This is a genomic window from Pseudomonas petroselini (genome assembly GCF_045037875.1).
GTDB lineage: Bacteria > Pseudomonadota > Gammaproteobacteria > Pseudomonadales > Pseudomonadaceae > Aquipseudomonas > Aquipseudomonas petroselini.
In genome coordinates this window covers 1,217,290-1,242,115 of the sequence record NZ_CP173614.1, presented here as the reverse complement: position 1 = coordinate 1,242,115, position 24,826 = coordinate 1,217,290, and the positions used below count along the sequence as shown (strand labels likewise).

Here is a 24,826-nt window from a genome sequence, read left to right as displayed (position 1 = left end):
ATCCGCGGAGGGTCAAATGGGGGAGCGGGCTTGCTGTGGTGAGGGGCGGGGCAAGGATTCGACGGGCCGCTCCCGGCGGGTGCATTGAAGATCCAATGGGGCTGCTTCGCAGCCCAGCGCGGGGCAAGCCCGCTCACCACAGGAAGCCCGCTCACCACACAGGAAGCCCGCACACATGAGGCTTGTGCAGCCATTGGATCAGGTGATGTCAGCCGACACCGGCGCATCCAGGCCCATAGCGTGCAGGCGGGCGTAGTAGCCGTTCTGCGCCAGCAGCTCGCTGTGGGTGCCACGCTCGACGATCCGGCCGTCGTCCATCACCAGAATCAGGTCGGCCTTCTCGATGGTGGACAAACGGTGCGCGATCACCAGGGTGGTGCGGCCTTGCATGACCTTGTCCAGCGCCGCCTGAATGTGCCGCTCGGACTCAGTGTCGAGGGCCGAGGTGGCCTCGTCGAGAATCAGCAACGGCGCGTTCTTCAGCAAGGCACGGGCAATCGCCAGGCGCTGGCGTTGGCCACCGGACAGCAATACGCCGTTTTCGCCAACCTGGGTGTCGAAGCCCTTGGGCAGTTGGTCGATGAAGTCCTTGGCATTGGCATCCGCCGCTGCCGCTTCAACGTCCGCCCGTGGCGCGCCGGCCAGGTCGCCGTAGGCGATGTTGTTGGTCACCGTGTCGCTGAACAGCGTCACGTGCTGGGTCACCTGGGCGATGTGCTTGCGCAGGTTGAGCAGCTTGTAGTCTTCGATCTCGACGCCGTCCAGCAGGATTTCACCGCTGGCATGGTGGTAGAAACGCGGGATCAGGCTGGCCAGGGTCGACTTACCGCTGCCCGAGCGCCCGACCAGCGCGATCATCTGCCCAGGCTCGGCGGTAAAGCTGATGTCCTTGAGCACATGGCGTTCGGTGCCGGGGTAGGTGAAGTTCAGGTTGCGCACATCAAGACGACCGCTGACCTTGTCACGCTCGAGGGTGCCGTTGTCGATTTCGACGTCTTCGTCCAGCTGTTCGAAGATGCTTTCAGCACCCGCCACACCCTTTTGGATAGTCGAGCTGACTTCCGAGAGCTGGCGAATCGGCTTGGGCAGCAGGCCGGCCAGGGTGATGTAGGCCACCATGTCACCAGCCGAAGCATCGCCGCGCAGATAAAGGACCAGGAACATCAGCACCGCCATGGCGGTGTAGATCACCAGTTGCAGCGCCGGCGTGTAGATCGCCCCGGTGCGGGTCATGCGCAGTTGCTTGTCGGTGTTGCTCTGGCTGGCCTTGAGGAAGCGTTTTTCCTCGTAGACCTCACCCCCGAAGCTGCGCACCACGCGGTAGCCCTGGATGGTTTCCGAGGCGACATGCGTGACGTCGCCCATGGCCACCTGGATCTTCTTGCTCTGCTTGCGGAATTTCTTGCTGGCCGTGCTCACCATCACCGCGATCAACGGCAGGATGGCGATCATCACCAGCGTCAGGCGCCAGTTCATGTACAGCAGCGAGGCAAACAGGAAGATCACCGTCATGCCTTCACGGATCACCACCTTGATCGCATCGGTCGCCGCCCCCGTGACCATGGTCACGTTGAAGGTGATGCGTGAAATCAGGTGCCCGGAGTTGTGATTGTCAAAGTAGCGGTTGGGCAGCGTCAGCAAGTTGTTGAACAACTGCACGCGCAGGTCATGGACCAGGCCCAGGGAAACCTTGGCCAACAGGTAGTTGCCCAGGAACGAACCGAGGCCTTGCCAGGCGGCAATCAGGATGATCAGCAGCGGCACGGCTTGCAGCAATTGCAGGTCGCGCAGGAATGGCACGCTGGGGAACAGCACGGCTTCAGGGTTGGAAAGGCCGTCGACGAAGTACTTGAGGATGTACCCCAGCATTGGCTGGGTCGACGCGAAAATCAGAAATCCGACGATACTCAATGCGAACAAGCCGGCATAAGGCTTAACGTAACTGAGCAGGCGGAAGTATATTTTCAAGCTCGAAGGGCTTGCGCTCGGACTGGAGTCGGTCATATCACGCGGCGTTTTGAAAAAGGAGGCTGACTTTAGCACAGCTTCTCTGTTGTACTTGCACCCTGCATGACCCGTAGCCCGGTTGGATCCAACCGGCGACATTATATAGCCACTACTTTAAGATGGTCGGCTTTCTCAATCTGGAATGGCTTTTACTGTATGCACTCCAAGCGCCTGATCTATGGCTCAAATCGCGTTTTCGACTTCCTGGTCCTGTGGATTTTGCCCATTGGCTTGTTGTTGCTGCTGAGCTCGCTGTTCTTCGTCACCAATCGCAATGTGCTGCACAAGTTCTACTACGGCTTCTTCAGTGCTCCCACCCTGTTGCTGCTGTGCCTGCGCCCCAGGGAAATCAAGGAGCTGCTGCGCGAGCCTCTGGCGATCGCGTTCCTGGTGTTTTCCGCCTGGGCGCTGACCAGCCTGCTGTGGAGCCCGGAGCATCACGCCGACACCGACCTGTTCAAGCGCCCACTGCACACCTTCATGCTGTTTGCCGGCTGCGGGCTATTGCTGCATTACCGCAATGAGCTGTTCAAGCCGATCTTCTTCAGCGCCGCCGTGATTGCGCTGGTGGTGTGCGTGTGCAACCTCGTGGCGTTCTCCAAGGGTTTTGAACCCGGCACGGGCATGCGCATGATCGGTGGCCGTGGCGCCCTCGACAACCCGCTGCTGAGCTCCCACGTTTTCGGCTTTTTCTGCGTCTACTGGCTGTACATCTGCATGACCACCCAGCGCCTGCAGGTGCTGTGGTTCAGCATTCCAGCCCTGGCAATTATGACCTTGACGGTGCTGGCCACCGGTTCGCGCACGCCACTGGTCGCGCTGACCCTGACCATTCTCTGGATGACCTTCGTCAGCCGCAACCGCCGCTCGGCCCTGCTGATCACCGGCATGGTCCTGGGTGCCGCGGGGCTCCTGCTGTTCTACCCGGAGCTGATCACCAACCGCGGCAGCTCGTTCCGCTTCGAGCTCTGGGGCATGTCGCTGCAACGCATCGCCGAACACCCATGGATCGGCCACAGCTACGATTCCGAGCTGTACCTGACCCTGGCCGACGGCTACGAACTGCGCGAACCGCACAGCTTTGCCCTGGGCGTGCTGTATTACGTCGGCATCATCGGCTTTATCCCATGGATCTTCATGATCGGCTGGGGACTCTACAAAGGCCTGAAAGAACGCGCCCAACCACTGTTCATCCTGGCGTCCTCCCTGCTCACCTACGGTATCGGCGCCGGGCTGACCGAAGGCGGTGGCATCCTGTCGCGGCCCAAGGAGCATTGGTTCCTGCTGTGGATCCCGCTGGCCATCATCGCCGGCCTGAGCATCGCCCAGCGCCGCCGCAGCGTGCTGCGTATGCCGGTGCAAACGCTCAAGCCCGAGGCTTTCGACCGACTGTGCAGCGATGCCCAGGTGATTGAAGCCGACGGCCTGGGGCCCAAGGTGCTGCGCCTGGCCGACGGCCGCTTCCTGAAGATCTTCCGTCCGCGCCGCTGGTACACCTCGGGCAGTTTCAACCCCTACTCCGAACGGTTTGCCAGCAACGCCGAGCAATTGCGCACCCTGGGCATCCCCACACCGCAGATCCTGGGCCTCTATGGTCTGCGCGACGCCAGCAGCGCCGTCAGCTACACGCCACTGCCCGGACTGACCCTGCGCCAGGCCCTGCAAAGCCTGGACAGCAGCCTGCGCGAGTCGCTGATCGAACGCTTCGGCCAGTTCATGGCCCAGCTGCATGAGCGCGGCGTGTACTTCCGCTCACTGCACTTGGGTAATGTGCTGCTGATGGATGACGGTGAGTTCGGCCTGATCGATATCGCCGATCTGCGCATCTTCCCGTCGCCGCTGCGCAATGCTTTGCGCCAGCGCAACCTGCGCCATATGCAACGCTACCCGCAGGACCGCGCCTGGTTGTTCGAGACACACTTCGAACAGCTCGCCAAAGGTTATGCGTCCGTTGCCAGCCAAGGCGCCACGGCCAAGCTCCGTGAGCAGGTGCTGGCACTGGCCAGCCCCGCCGCCTGATAAAAAAGGCGACTATCACTGCTGATAGTCGCCTTTTTCACTCCCCTCGCCGCCTCACTTCCTGAGGGGCGCCAGATATAACCGCACCAGCCCACGCAAGGTCTTGCGCCCCCAGAACTTCAGCGGAATCTGCTTGAGGATCTCCCGCGCCAGTGGCCGGTCACGATCGGCCGTCTTGAGGAACATCGAGTTCAGGAAGTTATAGCGCACCGCGTCATAGGCCGGGTGGTCGCTGAACTTGGCGTAGGTCTTGAGAATGTTCTGGATCATGTAGCGGTGGTTCTTGTAGGTGTTGGCCGCGTGCTGCCGATAGCGCGCCATCACCACGCCGAGGGCGTCGATGGTGTAGCCCGCGGCGGTGATTTTCAATTGGATCAGCAGGTCTTCAAGGGGAATCTGCGGATCGAACCCACCGACTTCCTCCAGCACTTCCCGGCGAATCAGCATGGTCGGCGCCGGCGGAAAAGGCTTGCGGTCCATGAACATGTCGTCGAAATCCAGGCTGCGGAACGGCACGTCGCGGCGCTGTTTTTTCTCCGGGTGCAGGTTGCCGTCGCCATCGATCAGCTCGATGTTACCCGCACACATCCCCACCGTTGGCTTGCCTTCCATGTAGGCCACCTGGGTGGCGATGCGGTCCGGCAACATGATGTCATCCGACCCGAACGGGGCGATCAGGCTGCCCTTGGCGCGGGCGATGGCACCATTGAGCGTGGCGGTGAGGCCCTGGTTCTGTTGCACCTGGAAATCAAAACCGTGCTCGGCCTGCAGCCGCTGGATGCGCTCGACACTGTCATCCTTGGAGCCGTCGTCCACCACCAGCAGCTCGATATTCGGGTACGTCTGGCCAAGCACACTGAGGATGCTCTCTTCGATATACCGGCCGTGGTTGTAGGACGCGATAATCACCGAGACCAGGGGTTGCTGCGCTGTCATGCTCTACCTACTTCTTTCAAACCGGTTTCGATGAGGTTCAGGTACTTCTGCTGGAATTCGGCCAGGGCGTGGTTTTCTTCCAGGTAACGGAACACCTGTTCACCCTTGGCGCGCAATTGCTCGTCACTCATGGCCAGGTAAGTGTCCAGGGCCACTGTCAGTTGCTCGACATTGCCGGGCTCGTGGGACAAACCGCCCGCCCCTTCCACCAGCGGCAGCATGGCCGGCCCGTTGGAAGCAATCACCGGCAAGCGCCCGCTCATGCCTTCCAGCAGCGCCAGGCCCAGGCCTTCAAGCAAGGAAGGCATGGTCCAGATATCGAAGGCGCGCACATACTTGAGACCGTCTTCGCGAAAGCCCAGCAGGTGCGCGCGGCCGGTGAGGCCCAGGCGCTCGATGTCCGCACGCAAGTCTGCTTCGGCACGGCCGGAACCGATGATGCCGACGTGGGCATTGGGGTATTTGTCCTTGAGACGGGCAAACGCCTGCAGCAGGTGCGTATGGCCCTTGATCGGCACCAGGCGCCCCAGCGCGCCGATGATCCGTGCGTCGAGCGGCAGCCCGAGTGCCTGGCGCGCTTGCTCACGCGGCAGCTGCAAGGCTTCGGCCTGGGGAATATCGATGGCGTTGGTGACGAAGGTGGTGTTCTCGCGGGTGAAGCCGCAGTTGAGGCCGATCAGGTAATCCCTGACCGCCGCCGACACCCCGACAAAACGCCAGGCCGGGCTGACCAACCGGCGGGTCTGACGCCGGCGATAGGCGCGCTCGTACTCGCCAAAGCCATGGGAGATCCCGATGCACAATGGGATCTTCAACCAGCGGTTGAGGGACAGCATCATGTTCACCGATTTGAAGCGGTTACAGATGACCACGTCAAACTTCTGCTCGCGGCAATACTTGTAGATCTCCCACATGGCGCCCAGGCGAATGCCCTTGAGCGCCTTCTCGGGAAACTCGAAGTACTTGGAGTGGTCCGCCACGCTCAACGGTTGGCCCGGCTGCGGTCGCCCGCTGAGAAAGGCCGACGTCACCTCAAAGCGCTCCGTCGGCAGCGCCTTGACGATCTGCTCGCCGAGGTCGGCGAAATCATTGAGCTTGACGTTGTAGTCCGGCTGCAACTGCAAAACCTTGAAACGAGGCTTCATATCACTCCATGAGGCAACCGGGCTGCTACACGCGGGCAGCCCGACGAAAAAATTCAATTTCAGTCCTGCTTCAGCACCCAAAGCAGCTCGTGACGGCGCACGGCCTTGCGGAAAAATTCGTTCTCGCCGTAAGGCGATGGACCACGACCCGCCAGTAATTGCTGCAACAGGCGACGTACCCGACGCTTGAACGGCGCACGGGGCTGCAGGTCATGCATCATGCCCAACGCCATGGCCTTGTCTTGCTGCTGGCTCAGGCTCAGCACCCGGCAATAAGGCTCAAGCACCTGGGCGGCATCGAACTGCGGCGGCAAAGCGATGCCGGCGCCTGAATCACCCATGGGCCAGCGGTCGTTATCATGCAGATGGTTGGCATAGCCGAGCAAGGTGCCCGGTTGCCACTCAAGCCCCTGCAACGCTTGCACCACCGCAGTGTGTGCACAAATATGGTCCGGGTGAGGGTCGAGCACCGGCGTCGGCAACACAATCACCTCGGGGCGCGCCTTGAGCAGCACCGCGCGCAGGTCGGCAATCAGGTTGTCCCAGGTCGGCGCGCCGTCCACATCGCCCGGCAACGCCAAGGCATTGAACTGGCGGAACAGCCGCGTATCGTCCAGCTGCGCTTCGCGCGAGACCTGGGGCTGATCGGGGGCGTCGCGCATAGCCGGCAGCTGCAGGCAAAAGTACCCCAACTGCACGCAGTGCGCCTCGGGTACGCCGGCCCAACGCGGCACGGCAATGCTGTCCCAGGCACGCAGGCGCCCTTTGATCCGCGCCGCTTCAGCCGGGGGCATGCCCATCTGCTGATAGTGTTCGGCCTCGATTTCACCGGCGGTCAGGGTCACGATCCAGCTTTCATCGGCCTGGCCATACAGGCCGAAGGCGGCCAGTTCGGCATCGTCGGCATGGGGCGCGATCACCATCACCCGCTGGCGGGCAGCGTCCGGCTGACGAAAGACCCACAAGACAGGCTGGCCGATCACGCGGCAAAAACGACCGCGCAGGCGCAGTTCACCGCCGGCCAATGCCGCCGCCGAACCGGTGAGGTTGAGGTAACGCTTGCCGGCCACGCCGCGCTCGAACGCCTGGCGATCGTCCAGAAACTCAACCGCAGGATCAAAGAAACGGCCCCATAGGTTGCTTTTGAGCTGTACTTCGACGATCAGCGTTTCATCGCCAGCCAGCTCGAGCGGCGTATCGGCGAGCAACTTGCCGCCTTCCAGACGCAAGCCGACCTGCTGGCCACTCGACGCAAAACGGTAGTGGTAGTCATCCTTGGGCGAATAAAACAGATGGTCGGCAAACCAGGCTTCATGGGCCACCCACAGCACAATCGCGAGGATCAACGGCAGCCACCAGGCCACCAGCACACCGGCCGCAATCAACACCAGCAGGCCGATCAGCAGCGCAATGCGTTTATTGCGGCGGTGGCGCTTGAGCAGTTGCTGTTTACGGCTCATACGCTGAACACCGGCACTGGGTTGCACCAGCGCTCCTTGTACTCGCGGTCGGCACGCCCGAAGGAAAAGCGCAGCGGTTTCTCCACCGCCCGCGCCTGTTCCCAGGCGCTTTGCGTATTGAGAAAACTCAGTACGCTGCCGGGGCTGAATGCTCGGGTTTCAGGGTCGACACCGCCGTTGACGTATTCAATGCTGACCCACTCAGGCGACTCGACGCGATACACCAGCTGCACGGCAATCGGCGCATCGTTGAGAAACAGCACCGAGCCCATCAGGAAATCCTTGAGCAACGCCAGCACCTCAGCCAGGCGCTCGGCGCCGGTGGCGGGGAAACCCCAGCGGCGCTGGAACAGATCGCAGTAGATGGCCGCCAGTTCCGTACTGGAAAACTCATTCACCGCCCGCACCACGCCACCCGCCTCTTCCAGCAGACGCAATTCGCGGCGCTGGTTGTAGCGAAATTTCTTCGACAGGTCTTCGGGGGTGCGCGCCATGGCCAACTGCTCGGCCTGCGGCTTGAGGGTGCTGATGCGGCCCTCGTTCAGCGCTGACAAGTAGCGCCCACGATGGCGCACCGGCAACTGCGCATCGGCGGCGATCGGCAGGATGATCTCGGCATTGCCGAGGTCAAACAGGCCTTTCTTGCAGCTGCGCTTGAGCACGTCCTTGGACAGGGCCAGGTCGCGTCCCCAGGTGGCAATTGCCCCCTTGAGTTCGCCGTCCTGTTCCCAGCCCAGGTAACGCACCGGAATCTGCGCCAGGTTCGCCAACCGCTCGACGACCTGCGGATGGGTCGCCACGCTGCCGCCAAACCGCTGCCAGGCCTGGGCGTAAACCTCGGCCTCGACAGGCGCCCAGCCACGCTCACGCCAAGCCTGGAAGCGGTTCAGCATTTAGACCACAGCGTCATAAGGGTCCACGCCGTCCTTGACGACCAGGATGTCTTCCATGATCAGGTACTGCAGGTCAGAGCCGAAGAACATGTTCAGCGCGTCGGTCGGTGAGCAGATCATCGCTTCGCCACGACGGTTGAGCGAGGTGTTCAGCGACACGCCGTTACCGGTCAGTACTTCCAGCTCTTTCATCATGTCGTAGTAGCGCGGGTTGTACTCGCGCTTGAGCACCTGGGCGCGGGAGGTGCCATCTTCGTGGACCACTTCCGGCACGCGGGTTTTCCACTCTTCCGACACTTCAAAGGTGAAGGTCATGAACGGCGCCGGGTGATCGACCTTGATCATCTGCGGGGCCACGGTGTCGAGCATCGACGGGCAGAAAGGCCTCCAGCGCTCGCGGAACTTGATCTGGTGGTTGATGCGGTCAGCCACGCCGGTAGCGCTAGGGCAACCGATGATCGAACGACCGCCCAAGGCACGCGGGCCAAACTCCATGCGCCCCTGGAACCAGGCCACCGGGTTGCCGTCGACCATGATCTTGGCGATGCGCTTAGGCATGTTTTCGATCTTGCGCCAGTTCGGCTTGCTCTCGTGCTTGGCGCACGCGGCAATCACGTCTTCGTTGCTGTAGGACGGGCCGAGGTAGACGTGTTCCATCTTCTCGACCGGCACACCACGGGCGTGGGACACATAGGCCGCCGCACCCACCGCGGTGCCGGCATCGCCGGACGCCGGCTGCACGAACAGCTCTTTCACGTCGTCACGGGCGATGATCTTCTGGTTCAGCTTGACGTTCAGTGCACAACCGCCGGCGAAGGCCAGCTTGCCGGTGTCCTTGAGGATGTCGCCCAGGTAGTGGTCAATCATCTGCAGGGCCAGCTTCTCGAACAGCGCCTGCATGCTGGCCGCGTAGTGGATGTACGGTTCGTCGGCGATATCGCCTTCGCGCTTCGGACCCAGCCACTCGATCAGTTTGGGCGAGAAGTAGAAACCCTTGCCCTTCTCTTTATAACGGCGCAGACCGATGACATTGGCGTAGTCGGTGTTGATCACCAGTTCGCCGTTTTCAAAGGAGGCCAGGCGCGAGAAGTCGTATTTGCTGGCGTCGCCGTACGGCGCCATGCCCATGACCTTGAACTCACCGTCGAGCATCTCGAAACCGAGGAACTCGGTGATCGCGCCGTACAGGCCGCCGAGGGAGTCCGGATCGTAGAATTCCTTGATCTTGTGGATCTTGCCGTTTTCGCCGTAGCCGAAGAACGTGGTGGCGTACTCACCTTTACCGTCGATACCGAGGATCGCGGTTTTTTCCTGGAAGCCGGAACAGTGGTAGGCGCTGGAAGCGTGGGCCAGGTGGTGTTCAACCGGCTCGATCTTGATTTTCTTCGGATCGAAGCCCAGTTGCTCCAGGCACCAGACGATCTTGTTGCGATAGCGCTTGTAGCGACGGTTGCCCATCAGGATCGCGTCGAGGGCGCGGTCCGGGGCGTACCAGTAACGTTTGGCGTAGTGCCAGCGCGCCTCGCCGAACAGGCTGATCGGGGCGAACGGGATCGCCACCACGTCAACGTCGGAAGGCTTGATGCCGGCCTGCTCCAGGCAGAACTTCGCCGACTCGTAGGGCATGCGGTTCTTTGCATGTTTGTCGCGCACGAAGCGCTCTTCTTCGGCGGCCGCGATCAGCTTGCCGTCGATATACAAGGCTGCGGAAGGATCATGGCTAAGGGCGCCGGACAGGCCAAGAATCGTCAATGCCACAGGGGTCTAGCCTCTTTTAGTCTGCATGCAGGCGGGTTGCGCCTGAAAAAAGTGTGCTTCCCGCCTGGGCAGGAAACAGCTAAAGGGCGGGATTATAGCGTAAAAGAGGTGGGAAACTGTTAGCGGGAAGCGTCAAGAGGGACTAGCGGAAGATCTCGATGCTGCCGTCCTTGTTTTGACGGTAGATCGTGTAGGGCAGCACCCGCGTGTCCAGCACGCCGGAGGCCACGAATTCGATGGCGATGATAGGGACGGCACCGGCACCGAGGTCTATCAGGCTTACATCGTTGGTGTAAAAGCACCGATTCGCACCGTAGGCTGATTCCTAAATGATAAAAATCGCCTGACTCACTAAACTCGCGACCTTTTGCGCGTTTACACACAAAGCGCCACGGATTCCGGCTGACTCATGAACAACCTCACCCGTCTTACCCTGTTGTTGCCCAGCCTGCTCGCCTTGTGCGACACCGCCCAGGCAGACGACACAGCCCTGACCCTCGACCCCAGCGTCGTCACCGGCTCGCGCAGCGCCAGCCCGACCTTCGATCTGCCCTACTCGGTGGACGGCATCAGCCACGAGCAGATCAGCGACGGCCAATTGGGCATCAACGCCTCCGAAGCCCTGTCCCGCGTGCCCGGACTGGTGGTGCAGAACCGTCAGAACTATGCCCAGGACCTGCAGATTTCTTCCCGTGGCTTCGGCGCCCGCTCGGCCTTCGGCGTGCGCGGACTCAAGCTGATCGCCGACGGTATTCCCGCCAGCACCCCGGATGGCCAGGGCCAGGCAGCCACGTTCAACCTCGACACCGCCGAACGTATCGAAGTGCTGCGCGGCCCGGCAGCCACCTTGTATGGCAGCAATGCCGGCGGCGTGATCCAGATGTTCTCCCGCGACGGCGAAGGCTCGCCCCGTATCGGCGCCGAGACCCTGGTGGGCAGCGACGGCCTGAACAAAAACCACCTGACCGCCGAAGGCGCCGCCAACGGCGCAGGTTTCGTGCTGGACGCCTCGCGGATGGACACCAACGGCTATCGCGACCACAGCAGCGCGCGGCGAGACCAGACCTTTGCCAAGCTCAACTTCCGCCCGGATGACGACAGCAAGCTGGCGCTGATCTATAGCAGCCTGGAGCAGAACGGCACGCAGGACCCGCTGGGGCAGACGTGGGCGGCGTACAAGGCTGATCCGCGCTCGGTGAGTGTCAACTCGCTGACGTACAACACGCGTAAAAGCATCGATCACCAGCAATTGGGCATGAATTACGCGCGCTATTTCGTGGATGCGACGTTGCAGGTGAATGGGTATACGGGGCGGCGGAGTGTGATTCAGTATTTGTCGATTCCCGACAGGTTTCCCAGCAGTGGCGCGATCAACCCTGCGAACGCCCGTGGCGGCGTGGTGGCTTTTGACCGTAAGTTCTACGGCGGCTCCATACACTGGCTTCAACCCATCACCAGCGCTCCTGGCGATCTGACGCTGATTGCTGGCCTCGATTACGACCGCAGCGTGGATGATCGCCAAGGCTACTCCAACACCGTCAACGGTGTGCAGGGTGTCAAAGGTGCCCTGGGCCGTGACGAAATCGACACCGCCACCAGCCTCGACCCGTTCGTTCAAGCCAACTGGCTGCTGGGTGACTGGACCCTGCAAGCAGGGCTGCGCCACAGCACCATGGAAATGGAGGTGGACGACCACTTTCTCAGCGACGGTAACGACAGCGGCGGCAAGACGTACCAAAAGAACACTCCGTCGGTCAGCGTTATGTACGCCTTCACCGAGGATTTGCACGGTTACGTCAGCGCAGGCAAGGGTTTCGAAACCCCAACCCAGGCCGAATCGGCGTATTCCAGCACCGTCAACGGTTTCAACTTCGCGCTCAAGCCATCGGTCAGCAAACAATATGAAATCGGCGTGAAGGCGCGGGTCGGACAGGACACCCGCGTCAACGCCGCCATCTTCCAAATCACCACCGAAGACGAGTTGGTGGTACAGCAATCCAGCGGCGGCCGTACCACTTACCAAAACGCCGGCCGCACCCTGCGTCGCGGCTTCGAACTGAGCGTCGAAAGCCAACTCAGCGAACAGTGGACCGCCAACCTCGCCTACACCCGCTTGCAAGCCACCTACGACAGTGACTTCGTCAGCGGCGGCAGCACCGCCGTCGACAAGGGCAACTACCTGCCCGGCGTGCCGCAAACCACGCTGTTCGCCGAGCTGAACTGGAAACCCCGCGACTGGGTCAGCACTGCCATCGAAGGCCTGTACCGCAGCAAGGTCTACGTCGAGGACACCAATAGCCAGCACGCCGCACCGGCCTACAGCGTATTCAACTGGCGAGCCCGTTTCGAACAGAAGGTCGAACACTGGACCTTCCACCAGACCCTGCGCCTGGATAACCTGCTCGACCGCCAGTACGTCGGCTCAGTGATCGTCGGCGACGGCAACAACCGCTACTACGAAGCGGCGCCAGGGCGCTCTTGGTATGCAGGCGCCGGTGCGGAATACCAATTCTGATCAGTGCGCCCGCACAAAAAACCCTGCGGGCGGTCGAAAGCCCCTGATCACCTGTCTTCTCTGCAAGGAACGCTCATGAAACACATCGCGGTTATCGTCGCCCTGGGTCTGCTCAGTGGTTGTGGCGTGCAGGGCATGAAGCACGGCGGCACGGCCGAGGCCCCGTATAAAGACATGCTCAAGAAGCCGCTGCTGGCCGACTCGGTCATGCGTGACGGCGACGACCTCAGTTACCAGGTTCACGTCACACTGACCGACAATGTCGCCGTGCCGGATATCGCACAGCTTCAGGCGTCCTGTGCCACCCCGAGCGGGAGCCTGTTGTATATGGAGGCCCCCGGCACCCCAGGTGCCGATGGCCAGCCCACGCGCATCACCGTCATGCGCAACCTGGCGCCGGAAGTGATCGGCGAACTGCAACAGAACGCCAGCTTTACCGACGCGTGCGCCCGCACGCCGCGCCCGGACTGGCGCCTCGTCAGCACGACAGACACCCAGCGCCAATTGTTGATCGACCGTGCCAGCCTCAAGACCGTGGGCGAGAAAATCGAGTTCTGGGGCGCCTACGATGAGCCGCTCATCCTGATCAATACACTCAAAAAAATGCCCTATGCCCAGACCCGTCTGCACTGGGAGGTCAGTTGCAGCCGCCAGACCTATCGGACCCTGGCCGCCTTCAGCCTCACGCCGAAAAACACCGTGACCTTCGGCAACGTGGTAGCCGTTCCCATCGACCAGCCCTTCAGCACCGCCGAGGCGGACACCCGGACCCTGCTCAAGGCCGCGTGCTCGCCAACAGCAGCGCAGCTGCCGGTAGCCGTTACGCGCACCAAGCTCATGCAAACCCTGACACCCGCGCCTGTCCCGGCAACGGTGACGGAGGCGATCTCCGCACTGGGCATGCCCGCCCCAGCCAAGCCTCTGCACCACCTTGTGGAGAAGCGCGAATTGGGTTCCTCCAGCTTGCGCACTGAGGTGTTCATTGAGCCCGGGGCGGGGAACAACCTGCTTAAACTCCGCCGTGCCACCCCATTCTCAAGTGCCAACATCACGACATTCCGAGGCGTGTTCAGCCTGACCTTCCAAAGCGAATTTGAACTGCGCGGGATGAACGTCTCGGCCGCCAGCACGGTTGAGCAACTCAGTTTCAGCGGCGACTGGAAGCACATGCCGATCGGGACAACGCTGGGGTTCAAGCTCAAAGAGCTCAATCGCAACACCGCTGAAGAGGAACGCGTGCTGTCCCGCGACGCGACGTGTGTGGTAGCACGCGAAGTGCCGGCCAGCGACATCAACTCGGCGCTGAGTGGCACTGCCAAGGCGCTCAATTGCACCACGACGGGTGATAACTACCAGGCGACCAGCACCGTCATGTACCTGCAGGACTACGGGTATTTCTTCACCCAACAGGACGTCGTCAAGGGCAAATACACAACCCGCACGACGCTGATCAACGCACAATAGCGCCGATCAATAGCGCTCAAGCAGGCGCCGACTGGCAAAGCTGAAGGTCAACACCCCGAAAATCAGCACACCGGTCGCCACCTGCTGCCAGTAGAAATTCCAGCCAATCAGCAGCAGGCCGTTGGCGATTACATTGATGAACAGCACGCCCAGCAGGGTCCCTGGAATATTCGCCCGCCCCTGTCGGTTCAGGGTTGTGCCGATGAACACCGCGCCAATCGCGTTGAGCAAAAATGCGTTGCCGGACAACGGCACATAGGCGCTGACCGTTGAGCTGAGCAGCACCCCGCCCACCCCACACGCCAACGCAGTGGCCAAGGCCACGACGGTGACGATACGCCGCACCGACAACCCTGAGTAATACGCCAGCAGCGGCTGCGTACCTTGTGCGAGCAGCTCCCGCCCCAGGCGTCCGCGCGCCAGTGCCACACCGTAGAACAGCGCCAGCCCCAACACGATCGACAACGGCGCCAGCCCCGTCAGTTCAGGTTTCAAACCTTGGACGATATAGATGGGCTGGCCCCCGTCCGAGAGCAATTGCTGGGCGCTGGTGCCGATGAACAACGTGCCCAGGGTGGCAAGGAACGGACTGATCCGCAGCCCGGCGATCAGCCCCGCGTTCACCAGGCCGACCAGCAGCGCGGCAAGCAACGCACCGGTCGCGGCAAACGCCCAGCCATGCCCGCCATTGAGCAGCACCACAAAGCTGAAACTGGCGAAGTCCAGCGCCGTGCCCACCGACAGATCAATGCCGCCGGCCGCCACGGCGTAGGTCATGCCGATGGCCACAATCGCCAGCAACACGAAATTGTTCAACACCAGGCTTTGCAGGTTGCCGGCGCTGAGGAAGCCCGGCGCCTGCAACGCAAACACGCCGACGATCAGCGTGAACACCAGGGGCAATGTCAGTGGTAACCAGGCGCGCAGGTTCATGCCGTCGCTCCCCGGTTAAGCGCGCTGGACGCCGCGACCACCAACAAGATCAACACGCCCTGCACACCATTGACCCAGAAGTTCGACAGGTTAAGCAGTTGAAAGCCATTGATCAGAAACCCGATCAACAGCGCCGCCAGCAACGTACCTGGAATGCTTGCCACCAGCCGGCGGGAAAACACCACGCCAAGAAACGCAATCGCCACCACCGACAACAGCATGTCGCCCGACCCGGTGGTACTGCCGCTGAAAAACGCCGCCGAGCACAACGCCGCTACGGCGGCAGACAGTCCCGACAACAGGTAACTCGACAGCACATAGCCAGGCACACGAATGCCCGCCGCTTCGGCCGCCTGGGGGTATTCGCCAGCGGCGTGCAGGCGCAGCCCGTAGGGCGAATGCTGGATCAGCAAGGTCAGCAGCGCCGCCGTTACCAACAGCACCCATGCCAAGGCAGGCACACCTAACCCAGTGCCGCCACTGAGCACATCCAGCAGCGGCGAGTCAGTGGACACCACGGTGTTTTCGGTCAACACCAGTTCCAGCCCGGCCAGCACGTTCATGCTCGCCAGCGTCGCCAACAGCGGCGGCAAACGCAGCACTACCACGGCCAGTCCATTGAGCAGGCCGACCGCCAGGCCGCAGCCCAGGGTCAGCAGCACGGTCAGCCAGAGCTCCAGGCCGGCATTGTTGAGACGGCTGAATACCGCCGCGCACAACCCCAGGTTGGCCGCCAGCGACAGGTCGAGCCCACCGGAGACCACATTCGAACCTCCGCCGATGATCACGCAGGTCAACCCGAAGGCCAGCACACCAAGAATCGCCGACTGGCTGAACACATTCGCCAGGTTGCCCACCGACAAGAAATTCGGCGCCGCCACGGCAAACCCCACGAGAATCGCCAGAAACACCCCCACCGAACCTCGTCGCAGAATGGCTTCAAGCATGCTCGACCTCCCGCACCGGCGCAGCGGCGGCCGGTACAGCGCCGGTGGCACACGCCAGCAACTGGTCGCTGTCGGCTTCTCCCGCACGAAACTCACCGGCCATCTCACCGCGATGCAGCACCAGGATGCGATCGCTGATCCCGAGCAATTCGGGCAAGTCCGACGACAACACCAACACCGCCGCCCCCTCCTCCACCAGACGCCCGATCAAACGATAGATCTCGACTTTGGCGCCGACATCCACGCCCACACACGGCTCATCAAGCAGGTACACGGCCGAGCGACGGCTCAGCCATTTCCCCAGGGCAACCTTCTGCTGGTTGCCGCCACTGAGCTGGCTGACCGCCGCGTGCGGACCCGGCGCCTTGATTGCCAATTCCTCCATCAGCCGCAAGCTTTCCGCCTGCTCTTTGGCGCGACTCAACAAGCCCCAGCGGCTGAACCGGCACAGCCCCGCCAGCGTGAGGTTTTCCAACACTGACAGAACCGGCGCAACTCCCTGGCTTCGACGCTCCTCGGGCACCAATGCGATGCCCTCGGCAATCGCCTGGCCTGGCGAGCGCAGGCGCAGCAACCGCCCGTGCAGATGAACGCTGCCACTGTCAGCCTGCTCGACGCCAAACAGGGTCTTGAACAACGCCTTGGCGCCCGACCCCACCAGCCCCGTCAGGCCGACGATTTCACCGCGGCGCACTTCCAGGTCAATCTGCCGGTAGCGCCGCGCCAGGCTCAGCCCGCGCACTTGCAACAACGGCTCGCCCAGCTCGACCTTCACCTTGGGGTACATCTCCTGCACCTCGCGGTTGACCATCAGCCGCGCAATCTCGGCGCTGGACGTATGCCGAGGCTGCACCACCGCCACATCGCGGCCATTGCGCAGCACAGTGACCTCATCGCACAGGCTGTCGATTTCCTGCAGGTAATGGGAGATGTACAGAATCGACAGGCCCTGGTCGCGCAGGCGCTTGACGATGCGCAGCAACTGGTCGACCTCGCGCTTGACCAGCGCGACGCTGGGTTCATCGAACACTAGGATCTTGGGCTGGCGAATCAACGCCCGGGTGATTTGCAGCACCTGGCGCTCGGCGCTGTTCAACTCGCCCACCAGCGCGCCGGCAGGCAGCTGCACATCAAAATATTCGGCCAGCAAACGATCGGCTTCACGCTGCTGTCGACGCCGATCCACAAACGGCCCACGGCGCAGTTCATGGCCGAAAAACAACGCCTCGCCCACGGTAAAACTCGCTGGCAATAGGCGCTCCTGATGGATGAACTGCACACCCAATGCGTCGACCTGACGCGGTGACAGTGCGGCGTACGACTGACCGTCGATACTCACCTGCCCGGCATCGGCCTTGTGGATGCCGGCCAGCACCTTGATCAACGTCGACTTGCCTGCGCCGTTCTCGCCGACCAGGCCATGGATGGTGCCGCGCTCGACCTTGAGGCTCGCATCATCCAGCGCCAGCGTGGCGCCAAAGCGTTTGTGCAGATTCTGCAGGTGCAACGCTGCCATCAGTCACCCCGCAGTGCTTGGACCTGCGCCAGGTTGCCGGCGGTGGTCAGCAACGTGGCCACATGGGTCTCCTTGGGCAAGTCACGTTGCCCGGCCAGGTAACGCGCCACGTTCTGCACGGCGGTCTTGCCGATCAGCGCAGGCTGTTGCGCCACCACTGCACCGACCGGCGAGTTCGCCTGGCCGAGCAGCGCGAGCACTTCGGGGGTGCCGTCGACGCCATAGGTCTTGATCTCGGTACGTTTGGCATCGATCAACGCCTTGCTCGCGCCCAACTGCGGGATGTCCCACGCCGACCAGATTGCCGAAACACTGCCCGCCGGGTACTTGTTGAGCAGCGCCGACACCTGGGAATAGGCATCCTGCACGGTATTGGGGATCACATCGCGCAACTCGGGCTGGATGATCTCCAACTGCGGGTGGTCCTTGAGTGCCAGCTTCAACTGGTCATAACGGATCGCACACACCGGCACACCGTAGAAGCCGTTGAACACCAGGATCTTGCCCTTGCCGCCGGCGTCCTTGATCAGCTGATCGGCCAGCGCCTTGCCGGTGGCGACGTTATCGGAGGTGGTGTTGTTGAGGCTGTATTGCGACGGCGCGTCGATGGTGAACAGCGGAATGCCGGCCTTGCTGATGCGCTTGAGCCAGGGGTCGATCACGCTGAGGGTGCCGAGGGTCTGGATCACCGCGTCGGGCTTCTGGGTGACCACGGTTTGCAGCTGCGTCACCAGGTTCTTGTCGTTGCGCCCGGCATCAAGGGTGATCGGCGTGCCGCCCAGGCGCTTGATCTCATCGACCTGCGCCTGGAATGCCTTGATATCGAAGTAGTGACTGGTGCCGGTCATGCTCACAGCGATGCGCTTGCCGGCCAGGGACGGCACGGCGTCGTCACCGTCCGCGGCATAGGCCGCGCCGCTCAACAACAGCGCGGCGCCGAGGCAGATCAAACGGGAAAACGAGGAAAGGCTGGAAGGCATACAGGGCTCCTGAGCCACCGGTGAAAGGGTTCACCCAGTGACATTGCAGAGCCCGTGCCAGGATTTTTATCCTGCAAAATCAAATGGATAGAAACACGCGATAAAAAAAGCTGTCGCTATTGACCATCAACTGCCCGATTGCTGTTGCTCAGGCAACAGCTGGATACATGCAGATCAAACGGTGGGAGGGGGCTTGCTCCCGATAGCGGTGGATCAGCCACAGATGTATCAGCTGACACTCCCTCATCGGGAGCAAGCCCCCTCCCACATTTGGACTGTTTTACACCAGATGAGCCCGGAGCCTACCCGACTGCGATCGCTGGCAAGCCACAGGGAGGATCAGCTCACCTGCTTAGGCAAGCGCTGATCAATCAGTTGATACAACGCACTGCTCTCAGGCCAATTACGCATGAACCGCGCACGGTCCTTGGCATACGCCGGGGCGAAGCTGGCGGCGGAGGTGTGTTGGCACATCGCATCAAGGTCGATCATCGACCAGCGGTCCTGGTCCCAGAACAGGTTGTGGCCCTTGAAGTCACCATGGCTGATGCGCTCGCGGATCAATTCGGCGAACAGGTGATCCAGCGCCTGCAGTTCGTTTTCCGGCGCTTCACCGCTTTCAACATACGGCGCGAAGCGTTCGATGATGTCCGGGCCCGGCAGGTATTCGGTGATCAGGTACGCGCGGCTGCGCAGCCAGAAAAAGCGCTTCTCCAGCACGGCCAGCGGCTTTGGCGTGGCAATACCGAGGAACGCCAGGCGGTTGCCTTCGCGCCAGGAATGCCAGGCTCGACTCGGGCGCCAGAAACGTTTGAGCCAATGGGCAAAACCCTTGATGTTGTAGCGCTTGATCACCAGCGGCCGGCCAGCAACCTCGACTTTGGCGACGCTGGCGGCGCCGCCGGTTTTATACAAATGGCCTTGGTCCAGCAGCGCATCGGCCTGCTCAAGCACCGGCAACATCGCCGGCGCTTCTTCACGGCGAATCGCGCGCAAAGCAAAGGCGCCACGCACCACGCTGAACAGCGTGCATTCGCGGCCGATCTTGTTCAAAAAGTCCTTGAGGCGCCAGGCGCTGACTTTGCGCACCTGTTTCTCCAGGGCTTCCAAAGGCAGGGCGTGCTCACCGTTGCTCAGCAGGTAGTACACCAGCAGTTCTTCGGTAAACGGCTCGAGATTTTTTGGCAACTGAGCGAAAAACACACCGAGGTTTTCCAGCACGCGGTTGCGCGACAGCGGCTTGCCGGCCTCTTCGACGCGAATCCCGGCACCGTCGATCAAATACAGCTTGCCGTTCTGGCGCAGCAGGTTGTCCAGGTGCAGGTCTTCCTGCCACAGCCCTTTGGTGTGCATCTGCGCTATCGCACCCAACGCCTCAGCCAGCACGGCGGTTTGTTCGTCAGCCAACGGCGGCAACGCTTCGACGGCCTGCCAGGCGTTAGCCAAGCTCTCGGCGCCCTCGATGAATTCGAACAGCAGCCAGCCGCCCTCGCCTTCCTGCAAACCATCGGCCAACAACAATGGCGTGGTCAGGCCTTGCTCGGCCAGCAAACGCACGCCGCTGAGTTCACGCTGGAAGTGCCGCGCGGCCTTGCTGCCCACCAATAACTTGGCCAGTACCGGACGCCAGCGCCATACCGCTGCGCCGACATACCGCTCGCCCGGCAACACGCGCAGCAGGCTGAGCAGTTGCAGTTGGCCAGGGCCTGCGGCATCCGCCAGGTCCAGGGTAAGGGGCAGGCTCGGGGTGCGGCCGGCGCTTTTCAGCTCGGACAGGCGCATCAACGGTTCTCCTTGTGGCTACGTCGGGCCGTCAGGCGCTGCAGCCAACTGCCGACCAGTGCACTGTCCTCAGGCTGATCGAGGTAAGCTGCCAACAGCTGACGCACCTGCGCGTCCGACCACTGCGGCGCCCGGCGCAACAGCGGCTCGAGGTCCTTGACCCGGTCACGCCAGCCAAACAACAACGGGCGGGTTTTCTCCAGGTCGATCAATTGCGCGGCATAACCGTCACCGGTCGCCTGCAGGAAAATATGCTTGGGGTAAAAACAGCCGTGCACCTGGCCGACGCTGTGCAGCCGGCGTGCCAGTTGGCCGCAGGCCAGCAGGATTGCACGGTGCTGGGCGTCGCTCAGTTGCGACCACTGCTCCAGCAAGGAATCCAGGTCATTCCAACCGTCCAACGCGCGGGTCAGCAGCATCGCGCGGTGCTCGCCAGCGACCTTGCGCTCCCCGTAGAACGCCGCCTGCAACGCTGGAATGCCAAGGGTGCGGTAACGGCTGATATTGCGAAATTCGCGGGAAAAACTCGGCTCGCCAAACGGACGGTGCAGGCTGCGCGTCAGGTAGTTGCTCTGGCGCTTGAGGTAGTAGCCGTGGCCGTCGAGCTCCAGGCGAAACACACTGCTCCAGCCGCCACGGCTGGTATTGGGCTCGTCCACCGCCTCCAACTGCTTGGCCCACAAGGCGTCGAACGTCGCCAGGCCGTTGCGCTCCAGCAGCGCACGGTCTTCAGCCGCCAGGAAATCACTCATTCGCGTCCCTCGAAAAACTTCACCACGTGGCGAATACGCCGTTTGTCCGACGCACTCAGGTGCCGGCTCTGACGGTACTGCAGGTAGAAGCGCAGGCGCTGGGTGGCGGACAGGTGATACTTGGCCACCTTGTCCAGGCAGGCCAGGTCTTTAGTGATACGGTACTTGAGCCAGAACCCGCGCCAGAAATCGCCGTTGGGGCAATCGATCAGGTACAGCGTGGACTGGTCGTCGATCAGCAGGTTGCGCCACTTCAAGTCGTTATGGGTAAAGCGGTGATCGTGCATGGTGCGCGTGTATTCGGCGAGCTGGCGGCTCACCGCGTCGACCCACTTGGGGTCGCGCAGGCGTGCATCGTTACGCTCGGCCAATACCGAAAGGTCTTCGGTTTTCGGCAACTCGCGAGTGATCATCGCGCCGCGTTCGTAGGCCAGGCCTTTACGCTCCAGCCCCCAGGCCACGACGTCAGCGGTGGGAATGCCCCACTTGGCGAAACGCTTGAGGTTCTGCCATTCGGACTTGACCCGCGGCTTGCCCAGGTAACGCCGCAGGCCCTTGCCGGCGCCGGTGTAGCGCTTGACGTAGTAATTGATCCCGCCGCGCTCCACGCGGATCACTTCAGACAACGGGTCGCGGGTCAGCCGCTCGCCTTGCAGGGCGAATACCGCTTCGAGGCTTCCAAAATCATCCGCCAGGGTGGCGTAAGCAGGTTCCAGGTTCCAACCCGCCATCAGATCGCGTCCCCATAACGTTGCTTGCGCGCATACAGCTTGTCGGCCTTGCGCTGCATCAGGCTCAACGATGCCGATTGCTCGGCCAGGATCTGGCGCAATGGCTGGCGGAAGTAACCCTTGAGGAAGCGCAGTTTGTCGCGACGGGTCAGGCCGATCTCCAGCGCCGAGTAGTACAGCGCGGACAGGTCCTTGTCGCGCCAGCGCAACGGCAGATGGGCACGCAGTTGGGCGCGGTGCAGGTCGATCACCGACAGCTTGATGTTGTTCGCGTCGATGGGGCTGGAGGTGTCCAGCAAGAAGTGGCACAGGTAGCAATCGCGGTGATTGACGCCACCCCGGTGCATGTCGCCGACCATGCGCGCCAACTCGGCCGTGAGGGCGTGGCGCAACGCAGGTGTTGGCGGTTCGGCGACCCAGTTAAGGGTCACGTCTTCGAGGCTGATGGTCGGCGCCAGCTCTTCGGTGATGATGAACGAGTGCTGGTCTGCCGGGTTGCTGCCTTTTTCGCCGAAGGCCACGCCGGTCATGGTCGGTACGCCAAGCGCCTGCAAGCGGTGGATGGCGTCCCACTCCAGGCCGGCACCCAGTACCGGCAACTTGGCGGTGATCAGGTTCTTGAAGATTTCCGCCCAACCAATGCCGCGGTGGATTTTCACAAAATACGGGCGGCCAGCGACCTCGGTGCGCAACGTTCGACGCGCCGCCAACTCACGGAAGACCTGGCCTTGCAGTTTCTCGACTTCGGCAAAGGCATCAAGCCCGGCCCACAACGTCTTGAACGGTTCGGCAAGCATCAATTTCATCGTTTTGGCTCCGCCAGAATCACATCCGCAGCGTGCTGCGGCATGCTGTAGAGGTCGGCCGTCTCGGCAAAGGCCAACCCATTGCGGCTCCAGGCCGCGCGCTGTGCAGTGTCGGTGAGCATGTGCGTCAGGTACTGGTTGAGCTGGCTCTGCTCGAACGGCTCATCCAGCACCAGGCCGCTGTCGGCTTCGGCAATGTAATGGGCATACCCACACACGGCCGAGACCAGCACCGGCAACCCGGCCACCAGGGCTTCGAGCAATACGGTACCGGTGTTTTCGTTGTACGCCGGGTGGATCAACAGGTCGGCGCCCAGCAGGAAACGCGGGATATCGCTGCGGCCCTTGAGGAACTGCACGTTGTCCCCCAGCCCCAGCGTCGCGCTTTGCAGTTGGAATACTTTGGGGTCGTCCTGGCCGATTACAAACAGGCGCGTGCGTTTTTTCAGCTCAGACGGCAGCGCGGCCACGGCCTTGAGGCTGCGGTCGACGCCTTTGGTCTTGAAGCCCGAGCCGATTTGCACCAACAGCAGGTCGTCGTCGCCGAGGCTGAATTCCTGACGGAAACCCTCGCGAATCTCGGCGGCATTCGGCGGCGCACGGCGGTCCTGGGCAATGCCCGGCGGCAGCAGGTGGAAGCGTTCCAGCGGCGTGTCGTAATGCTTGATGAACAGCGGCTGCTGCACTTCGGAAATCATCAAGACCTCCGTCTTGGCGTCCTTGGCGAACACCGCCCGCTCGTACTCGGCGAAGTGCTTGTAGCGACCAAAATAGCGGTAGAGCGAGTGGCGCAGGTTTTGCGCCTTGTCTTCAAAGCAGCCGTCGGCGGCGTAGTACACATCCAGGCCGGGCATTTTGTTGAAGCCAATCAAACGATCAACCGGGCGCTTGGCCAGGTCGGCTTCCATCCAGGCGCTGAGCTTTTCATTGCGCCGATGGTTGAAGAACGCCTTGACCGGCGCCACCAGCACTTCGAAGCCGGGCGGGATTTCGCCTTCCCAGATCAGCGTGTACACACGAATCTGATGGCCGCGCTGCTGGCACTCCAGGGCGATGCGCATGAAGTCACGCTGCAGGCCACCGAAGGGGAAGTATTTGTACAGAACAAAAGCCAGTTGCATCAGTGCAGCTCCTCAGCCAATAACAACGTGCTCAGTCGGCTGGCCACACGCTCAGGGTTCAGGCGCGTGAAGCACAGGGGCGACTCGCGCTTGAGGTCGAACCGACGCAGGTCGTCGGCCGTCGGTTGGTAGGTACAGTGTTTTTGCAGGCACGGTGCGCAGGGGAAGTCACTCGCCAGATGAATCTGGCCCTTGCCGTAGGCGCCGGTGAGCCCGGGGTTGGTCGGGCCGAACAGGGAAATGGTCGGCACATCCAGCGCGGCAGCGAGGTGACCGAGACCGGTGTCCACCGCCACACAAGCACGAGCGCCGGCCAATACACGGGCGACACCGGCCAGGTTCAATTTGGGCAGTACTTCAGCGTTTTGCAGGCCCTGGGCCAGGCGCTCGGCGCGGGCCTTTTCATCAGCGTTGCCCCACGGCAACTTCACGTCCACGCCCAGTCGCCCCATGCGTTCGGCCAGCTCACGCCAATAGGCTTCGGGCCAATGCTTGGTGTCCCAGGTGGTGCCGTGCAGCAGCAGCACGAACGGTTTTTTCGGCGGCAGGCCGAGCAGTTTGTCGACGCTCAGGCCATAGTCGCCCAGGCCTTTGGGCAAGTCGTAGCCGAGGGCGACGGCAAACAACTGGCGCAGGCGCTCCACCGCGTGTTGCCCACGGGCCACGGCCAGGCGCCGGGAATAGAAGCGCGCGGCGATGGGCTCGCGGGCCGAGTGCTTGTCGAAACCCGCCACCGGTGCCCGCACATAGCGGGTCAGCCAGGCGCTTTTGAGCAGGCCCTGGGCGTCGATCACCAAGTCGTATTTGGTCGACTGGATGCGTTGCTTGAAACGCCGCCATTCGCCACTTTTAAGGGTCTGCCAGAGGTTTTTGCGCCAGCGGCGGATCGCCACCGGGATCACCTTGTCGACCGCCGGATGCCAGGTGGGAATCTCGGCGAAGCCTTCTTCCACCACCCAGTCGAATTGAATGCCGGGGATCGCCCGCGCGGCATCGGTCAGTGCCGGCAAGGCATGGATCACGTCGCCCAGGGATGAGGTCTTGATTACCAGTACGCGCAA

19 protein-coding genes and 1 pseudogene are annotated in these 24,826 nt (G+C 62.2%); 3 read left to right on the top strand and 17 right to left on the bottom strand.

What is annotated here, in order from left to right; translation table 11 throughout:
* Window positions 1–198: 198 nt before the first annotated feature.
* Window positions 199–2,004, bottom strand: coding sequence for a lipid A export permease/ATP-binding protein MsbA (gene msbA / locus ACI512_RS05765; protein WP_064054002.1), 1,806 nt, complete (start codon window positions 2,002–2,004; stop codon window positions 199–201).
* 159 nt (window positions 2,005–2,163) lie between these two features.
* Here msbA and ACI512_RS05760 point away from each other — a divergent pair, with 159 nt between their 5' ends.
* A complete protein-coding gene (locus tag ACI512_RS05760; protein ID WP_236379786.1) occupies window positions 2,164–4,026 on the top strand; it encodes a bifunctional O-antigen ligase/aminoglycoside phosphotransferase family protein in 1,863 nt (620 codons plus the stop codon).
* A gap of 54 nt (window positions 4,027–4,080) precedes the next feature.
* Here ACI512_RS05760 and ACI512_RS05755 read toward each other — a convergent pair whose 3' ends face one another.
* The 6 genes and pseudogenes from ACI512_RS05755 to ACI512_RS05730 all read right to left on the bottom strand — a co-directional run.
* Window positions 4,081–4,962: a glycosyltransferase gene (locus tag ACI512_RS05755; RefSeq protein ID WP_064054004.1), complete on the bottom strand. Its 882-nt coding sequence runs from the start codon at window positions 4,960–4,962 to the stop codon at window positions 4,081–4,083.
* Entirely contained in the window at window positions 4,959–6,107 is a 1,149-nt protein-coding gene (locus ACI512_RS05750; protein ID WP_236379784.1) for a glycosyltransferase, read from the bottom strand. Before ACI512_RS05750 ends, ACI512_RS05755 begins: the two co-directional genes overlap by 4 nt.
* A 59-nt stretch (window positions 6,108–6,166) precedes the next feature.
* Window positions 6,167–7,567 (bottom strand): PIG-L deacetylase family protein, encoded by a 1,401-nt coding sequence (locus tag ACI512_RS05745; RefSeq protein ID WP_236379783.1) that lies wholly within the window; start codon window positions 7,565–7,567, stop codon window positions 6,167–6,169.
* Complete coding sequence (locus tag ACI512_RS05740) at window positions 7,564–8,460, bottom strand: antimicrobial resistance protein Mig-14 (RefSeq protein WP_236379782.1); 897 nt, start codon at window positions 8,458–8,460, stop codon at window positions 7,564–7,566. Before ACI512_RS05740 ends, ACI512_RS05745 begins: the two co-directional genes overlap by 4 nt.
* Entirely contained in the window at window positions 8,461–10,218 is a 1,758-nt protein-coding gene (locus ACI512_RS05735; RefSeq protein WP_003187998.1) for a carbamoyltransferase, read from the bottom strand.
* 142 nt (window positions 10,219–10,360) lie between these two features.
* Window positions 10,361–10,474 (bottom strand): annotated as a pseudogene (locus tag ACI512_RS05730) (YceK/YidQ family lipoprotein); the annotation flags it as partial.
* Between the two features lie 153 nt (window positions 10,475–10,627).
* Here ACI512_RS05730 and ACI512_RS05725 point away from each other — a divergent pair.
* Window positions 10,628–12,733: a TonB-dependent receptor gene (locus ACI512_RS05725; protein WP_236379781.1), complete on the top strand. Its 2,106-nt coding sequence runs from the start codon at window positions 10,628–10,630 to the stop codon at window positions 12,731–12,733.
* A gap of 75 nt (window positions 12,734–12,808) precedes the next feature.
* Window positions 12,809–14,197, top strand: a complete 1,389-nt coding sequence (locus ACI512_RS05720) for a hypothetical protein (RefSeq protein WP_236379780.1) — start codon at window positions 12,809–12,811, stop codon at window positions 14,195–14,197.
* A 6-nt stretch (window positions 14,198–14,203) separates the two neighbouring features.
* Here the strand turns inward: ACI512_RS05720 and ACI512_RS05715 are convergent, their stop codons facing one another.
* The 10 genes from ACI512_RS05715 to waaC all read right to left on the bottom strand — a co-directional run bounded on the left by ACI512_RS05715 (window position 14,204) and on the right by waaC (window position 24,826).
* Complete coding sequence (locus tag ACI512_RS05715; RefSeq protein WP_236379779.1) at window positions 14,204–15,130, bottom strand: ABC transporter permease; 927 nt, start codon at window positions 15,128–15,130, stop codon at window positions 14,204–14,206.
* Window positions 15,127–16,077 (bottom strand): ABC transporter permease, encoded by a 951-nt coding sequence (locus ACI512_RS05710; protein ID WP_236379778.1) that lies wholly within the window; start codon window positions 16,075–16,077, stop codon window positions 15,127–15,129. The genes ACI512_RS05715 and ACI512_RS05710 overlap by 4 nt, the downstream gene beginning before the upstream one ends.
* Window positions 16,070–17,593, bottom strand: a complete 1,524-nt coding sequence (locus tag ACI512_RS05705) for a sugar ABC transporter ATP-binding protein (RefSeq protein WP_236379777.1) — start codon at window positions 17,591–17,593, stop codon at window positions 16,070–16,072. Before ACI512_RS05705 ends, ACI512_RS05710 begins: the two co-directional genes overlap by 8 nt.
* Window positions 17,593–18,573, bottom strand: coding sequence for a sugar ABC transporter substrate-binding protein (locus ACI512_RS05700; RefSeq protein WP_046033901.1), 981 nt, complete (start codon window positions 18,571–18,573; stop codon window positions 17,593–17,595). The genes ACI512_RS05705 and ACI512_RS05700 overlap by 1 nt, the downstream gene beginning before the upstream one ends.
* Before the next feature lie 339 nt (window positions 18,574–18,912).
* The gene (locus tag ACI512_RS05695) at window positions 18,913–20,355 is read right to left on the bottom strand and encodes a lipopolysaccharide kinase InaA family protein (RefSeq protein WP_405121687.1); all 1,443 of its coding nucleotides are present in this window, start codon (window positions 20,353–20,355) and stop codon (window positions 18,913–18,915) included.
* Window positions 20,355–21,107: a lipopolysaccharide kinase InaA family protein gene (locus ACI512_RS05690; protein WP_046033897.1), complete on the bottom strand. Its 753-nt coding sequence runs from the start codon at window positions 21,105–21,107 to the stop codon at window positions 20,355–20,357. The genes ACI512_RS05695 and ACI512_RS05690 overlap by 1 nt, the downstream gene beginning before the upstream one ends.
* The gene (locus ACI512_RS05685) at window positions 21,104–21,838 is read right to left on the bottom strand and encodes a lipopolysaccharide kinase InaA family protein (RefSeq protein ID WP_012721866.1); all 735 of its coding nucleotides are present in this window, start codon (window positions 21,836–21,838) and stop codon (window positions 21,104–21,106) included. The genes ACI512_RS05690 and ACI512_RS05685 overlap by 4 nt, the downstream gene beginning before the upstream one ends.
* Complete coding sequence (rfaP, locus tag ACI512_RS05680; protein WP_231808767.1) at window positions 21,838–22,644, bottom strand: lipopolysaccharide core heptose(I) kinase RfaP; 807 nt, start codon at window positions 22,642–22,644, stop codon at window positions 21,838–21,840. The genes ACI512_RS05685 and rfaP overlap by 1 nt, the downstream gene beginning before the upstream one ends.
* Window positions 22,641–23,765, bottom strand: a complete 1,125-nt coding sequence (locus tag ACI512_RS05675) for a glycosyltransferase family 4 protein (protein ID WP_236379775.1) — start codon at window positions 23,763–23,765, stop codon at window positions 22,641–22,643. The genes rfaP and ACI512_RS05675 overlap by 4 nt, the downstream gene beginning before the upstream one ends.
* Window positions 23,765–24,826 carry a lipopolysaccharide heptosyltransferase I gene (gene waaC, locus ACI512_RS05670; RefSeq protein WP_046033896.1) on the bottom strand — a complete coding sequence of 354 codons (1,062 nt, stop codon included), beginning with the start codon at window positions 24,824–24,826 and terminating at the stop codon, window positions 23,765–23,767. Before waaC ends, ACI512_RS05675 begins: the two co-directional genes overlap by 1 nt.

Excerpts from the sequence above, each read along its gene's own strand:
- msbA (WP_064054002.1), bottom strand. The coding sequence starts at position 2,004 with ATGACCGACTCCAGTCCGAGCGCAAGCCCTTCGAGCTTGAAAATATAC.
- ACI512_RS05740 (WP_236379782.1), bottom strand. The coding sequence starts at position 8,460 with ATGCTGAACCGCTTCCAGGCTTGGCGTGAGCGTGGCTGGGCGCCTGTC.
- ACI512_RS05760 (WP_236379786.1), top strand. The coding sequence starts at position 2,164 with ATGCACTCCAAGCGCCTGATCTATGGCTCAAATCGCGTTTTCGACTTC.
- ACI512_RS05705 (WP_236379777.1), bottom strand. The coding sequence starts at position 17,593 with ATGGCAGCGTTGCACCTGCAGAATCTGCACAAACGCTTTGGCGCCACG.
- ACI512_RS05715 (WP_236379779.1), bottom strand. The coding sequence starts at position 15,130 with ATGAACCTGCGCGCCTGGTTACCACTGACATTGCCCCTGGTGTTCACG.
- ACI512_RS05745 (WP_236379783.1), bottom strand. The coding sequence starts at position 7,567 with ATGAGCCGTAAACAGCAACTGCTCAAGCGCCACCGCCGCAATAAACGC.
- ACI512_RS05725 (WP_236379781.1), top strand. The coding sequence starts at position 10,628 with ATGAACAACCTCACCCGTCTTACCCTGTTGTTGCCCAGCCTGCTCGCC.
- ACI512_RS05720 (WP_236379780.1), top strand. The coding sequence starts at position 12,809 with ATGAAACACATCGCGGTTATCGTCGCCCTGGGTCTGCTCAGTGGTTGT.
- ACI512_RS05675 (WP_236379775.1), bottom strand. The coding sequence starts at position 23,765 with ATGCAACTGGCTTTTGTTCTGTACAAATACTTCCCCTTCGGTGGCCTG.
- ACI512_RS05755 (WP_064054004.1), bottom strand. The coding sequence starts at position 4,962 with ATGACAGCGCAGCAACCCCTGGTCTCGGTGATTATCGCGTCCTACAAC.
- rfaP (WP_231808767.1), bottom strand. The coding sequence starts at position 22,644 with ATGAAATTGATGCTTGCCGAACCGTTCAAGACGTTGTGGGCCGGGCTT.
- ACI512_RS05695 (WP_405121687.1), bottom strand. The coding sequence starts at position 20,355 with ATGCGCCTGTCCGAGCTGAAAAGCGCCGGCCGCACCCCGAGCCTGCCC.
- ACI512_RS05750 (WP_236379784.1), bottom strand. The coding sequence starts at position 6,107 with ATGAAGCCTCGTTTCAAGGTTTTGCAGTTGCAGCCGGACTACAACGTC.
- ACI512_RS05685 (WP_012721866.1), bottom strand. The coding sequence starts at position 21,838 with ATGGCGGGTTGGAACCTGGAACCTGCTTACGCCACCCTGGCGGATGAT.
- ACI512_RS05690 (WP_046033897.1), bottom strand. The coding sequence starts at position 21,107 with ATGAGTGATTTCCTGGCGGCTGAAGACCGTGCGCTGCTGGAGCGCAAC.
- ACI512_RS05710 (WP_236379778.1), bottom strand. The coding sequence starts at position 16,077 with ATGCTTGAAGCCATTCTGCGACGAGGTTCGGTGGGGGTGTTTCTGGCG.
- ACI512_RS05700 (WP_046033901.1), bottom strand. The coding sequence starts at position 18,573 with ATGCCTTCCAGCCTTTCCTCGTTTTCCCGTTTGATCTGCCTCGGCGCC.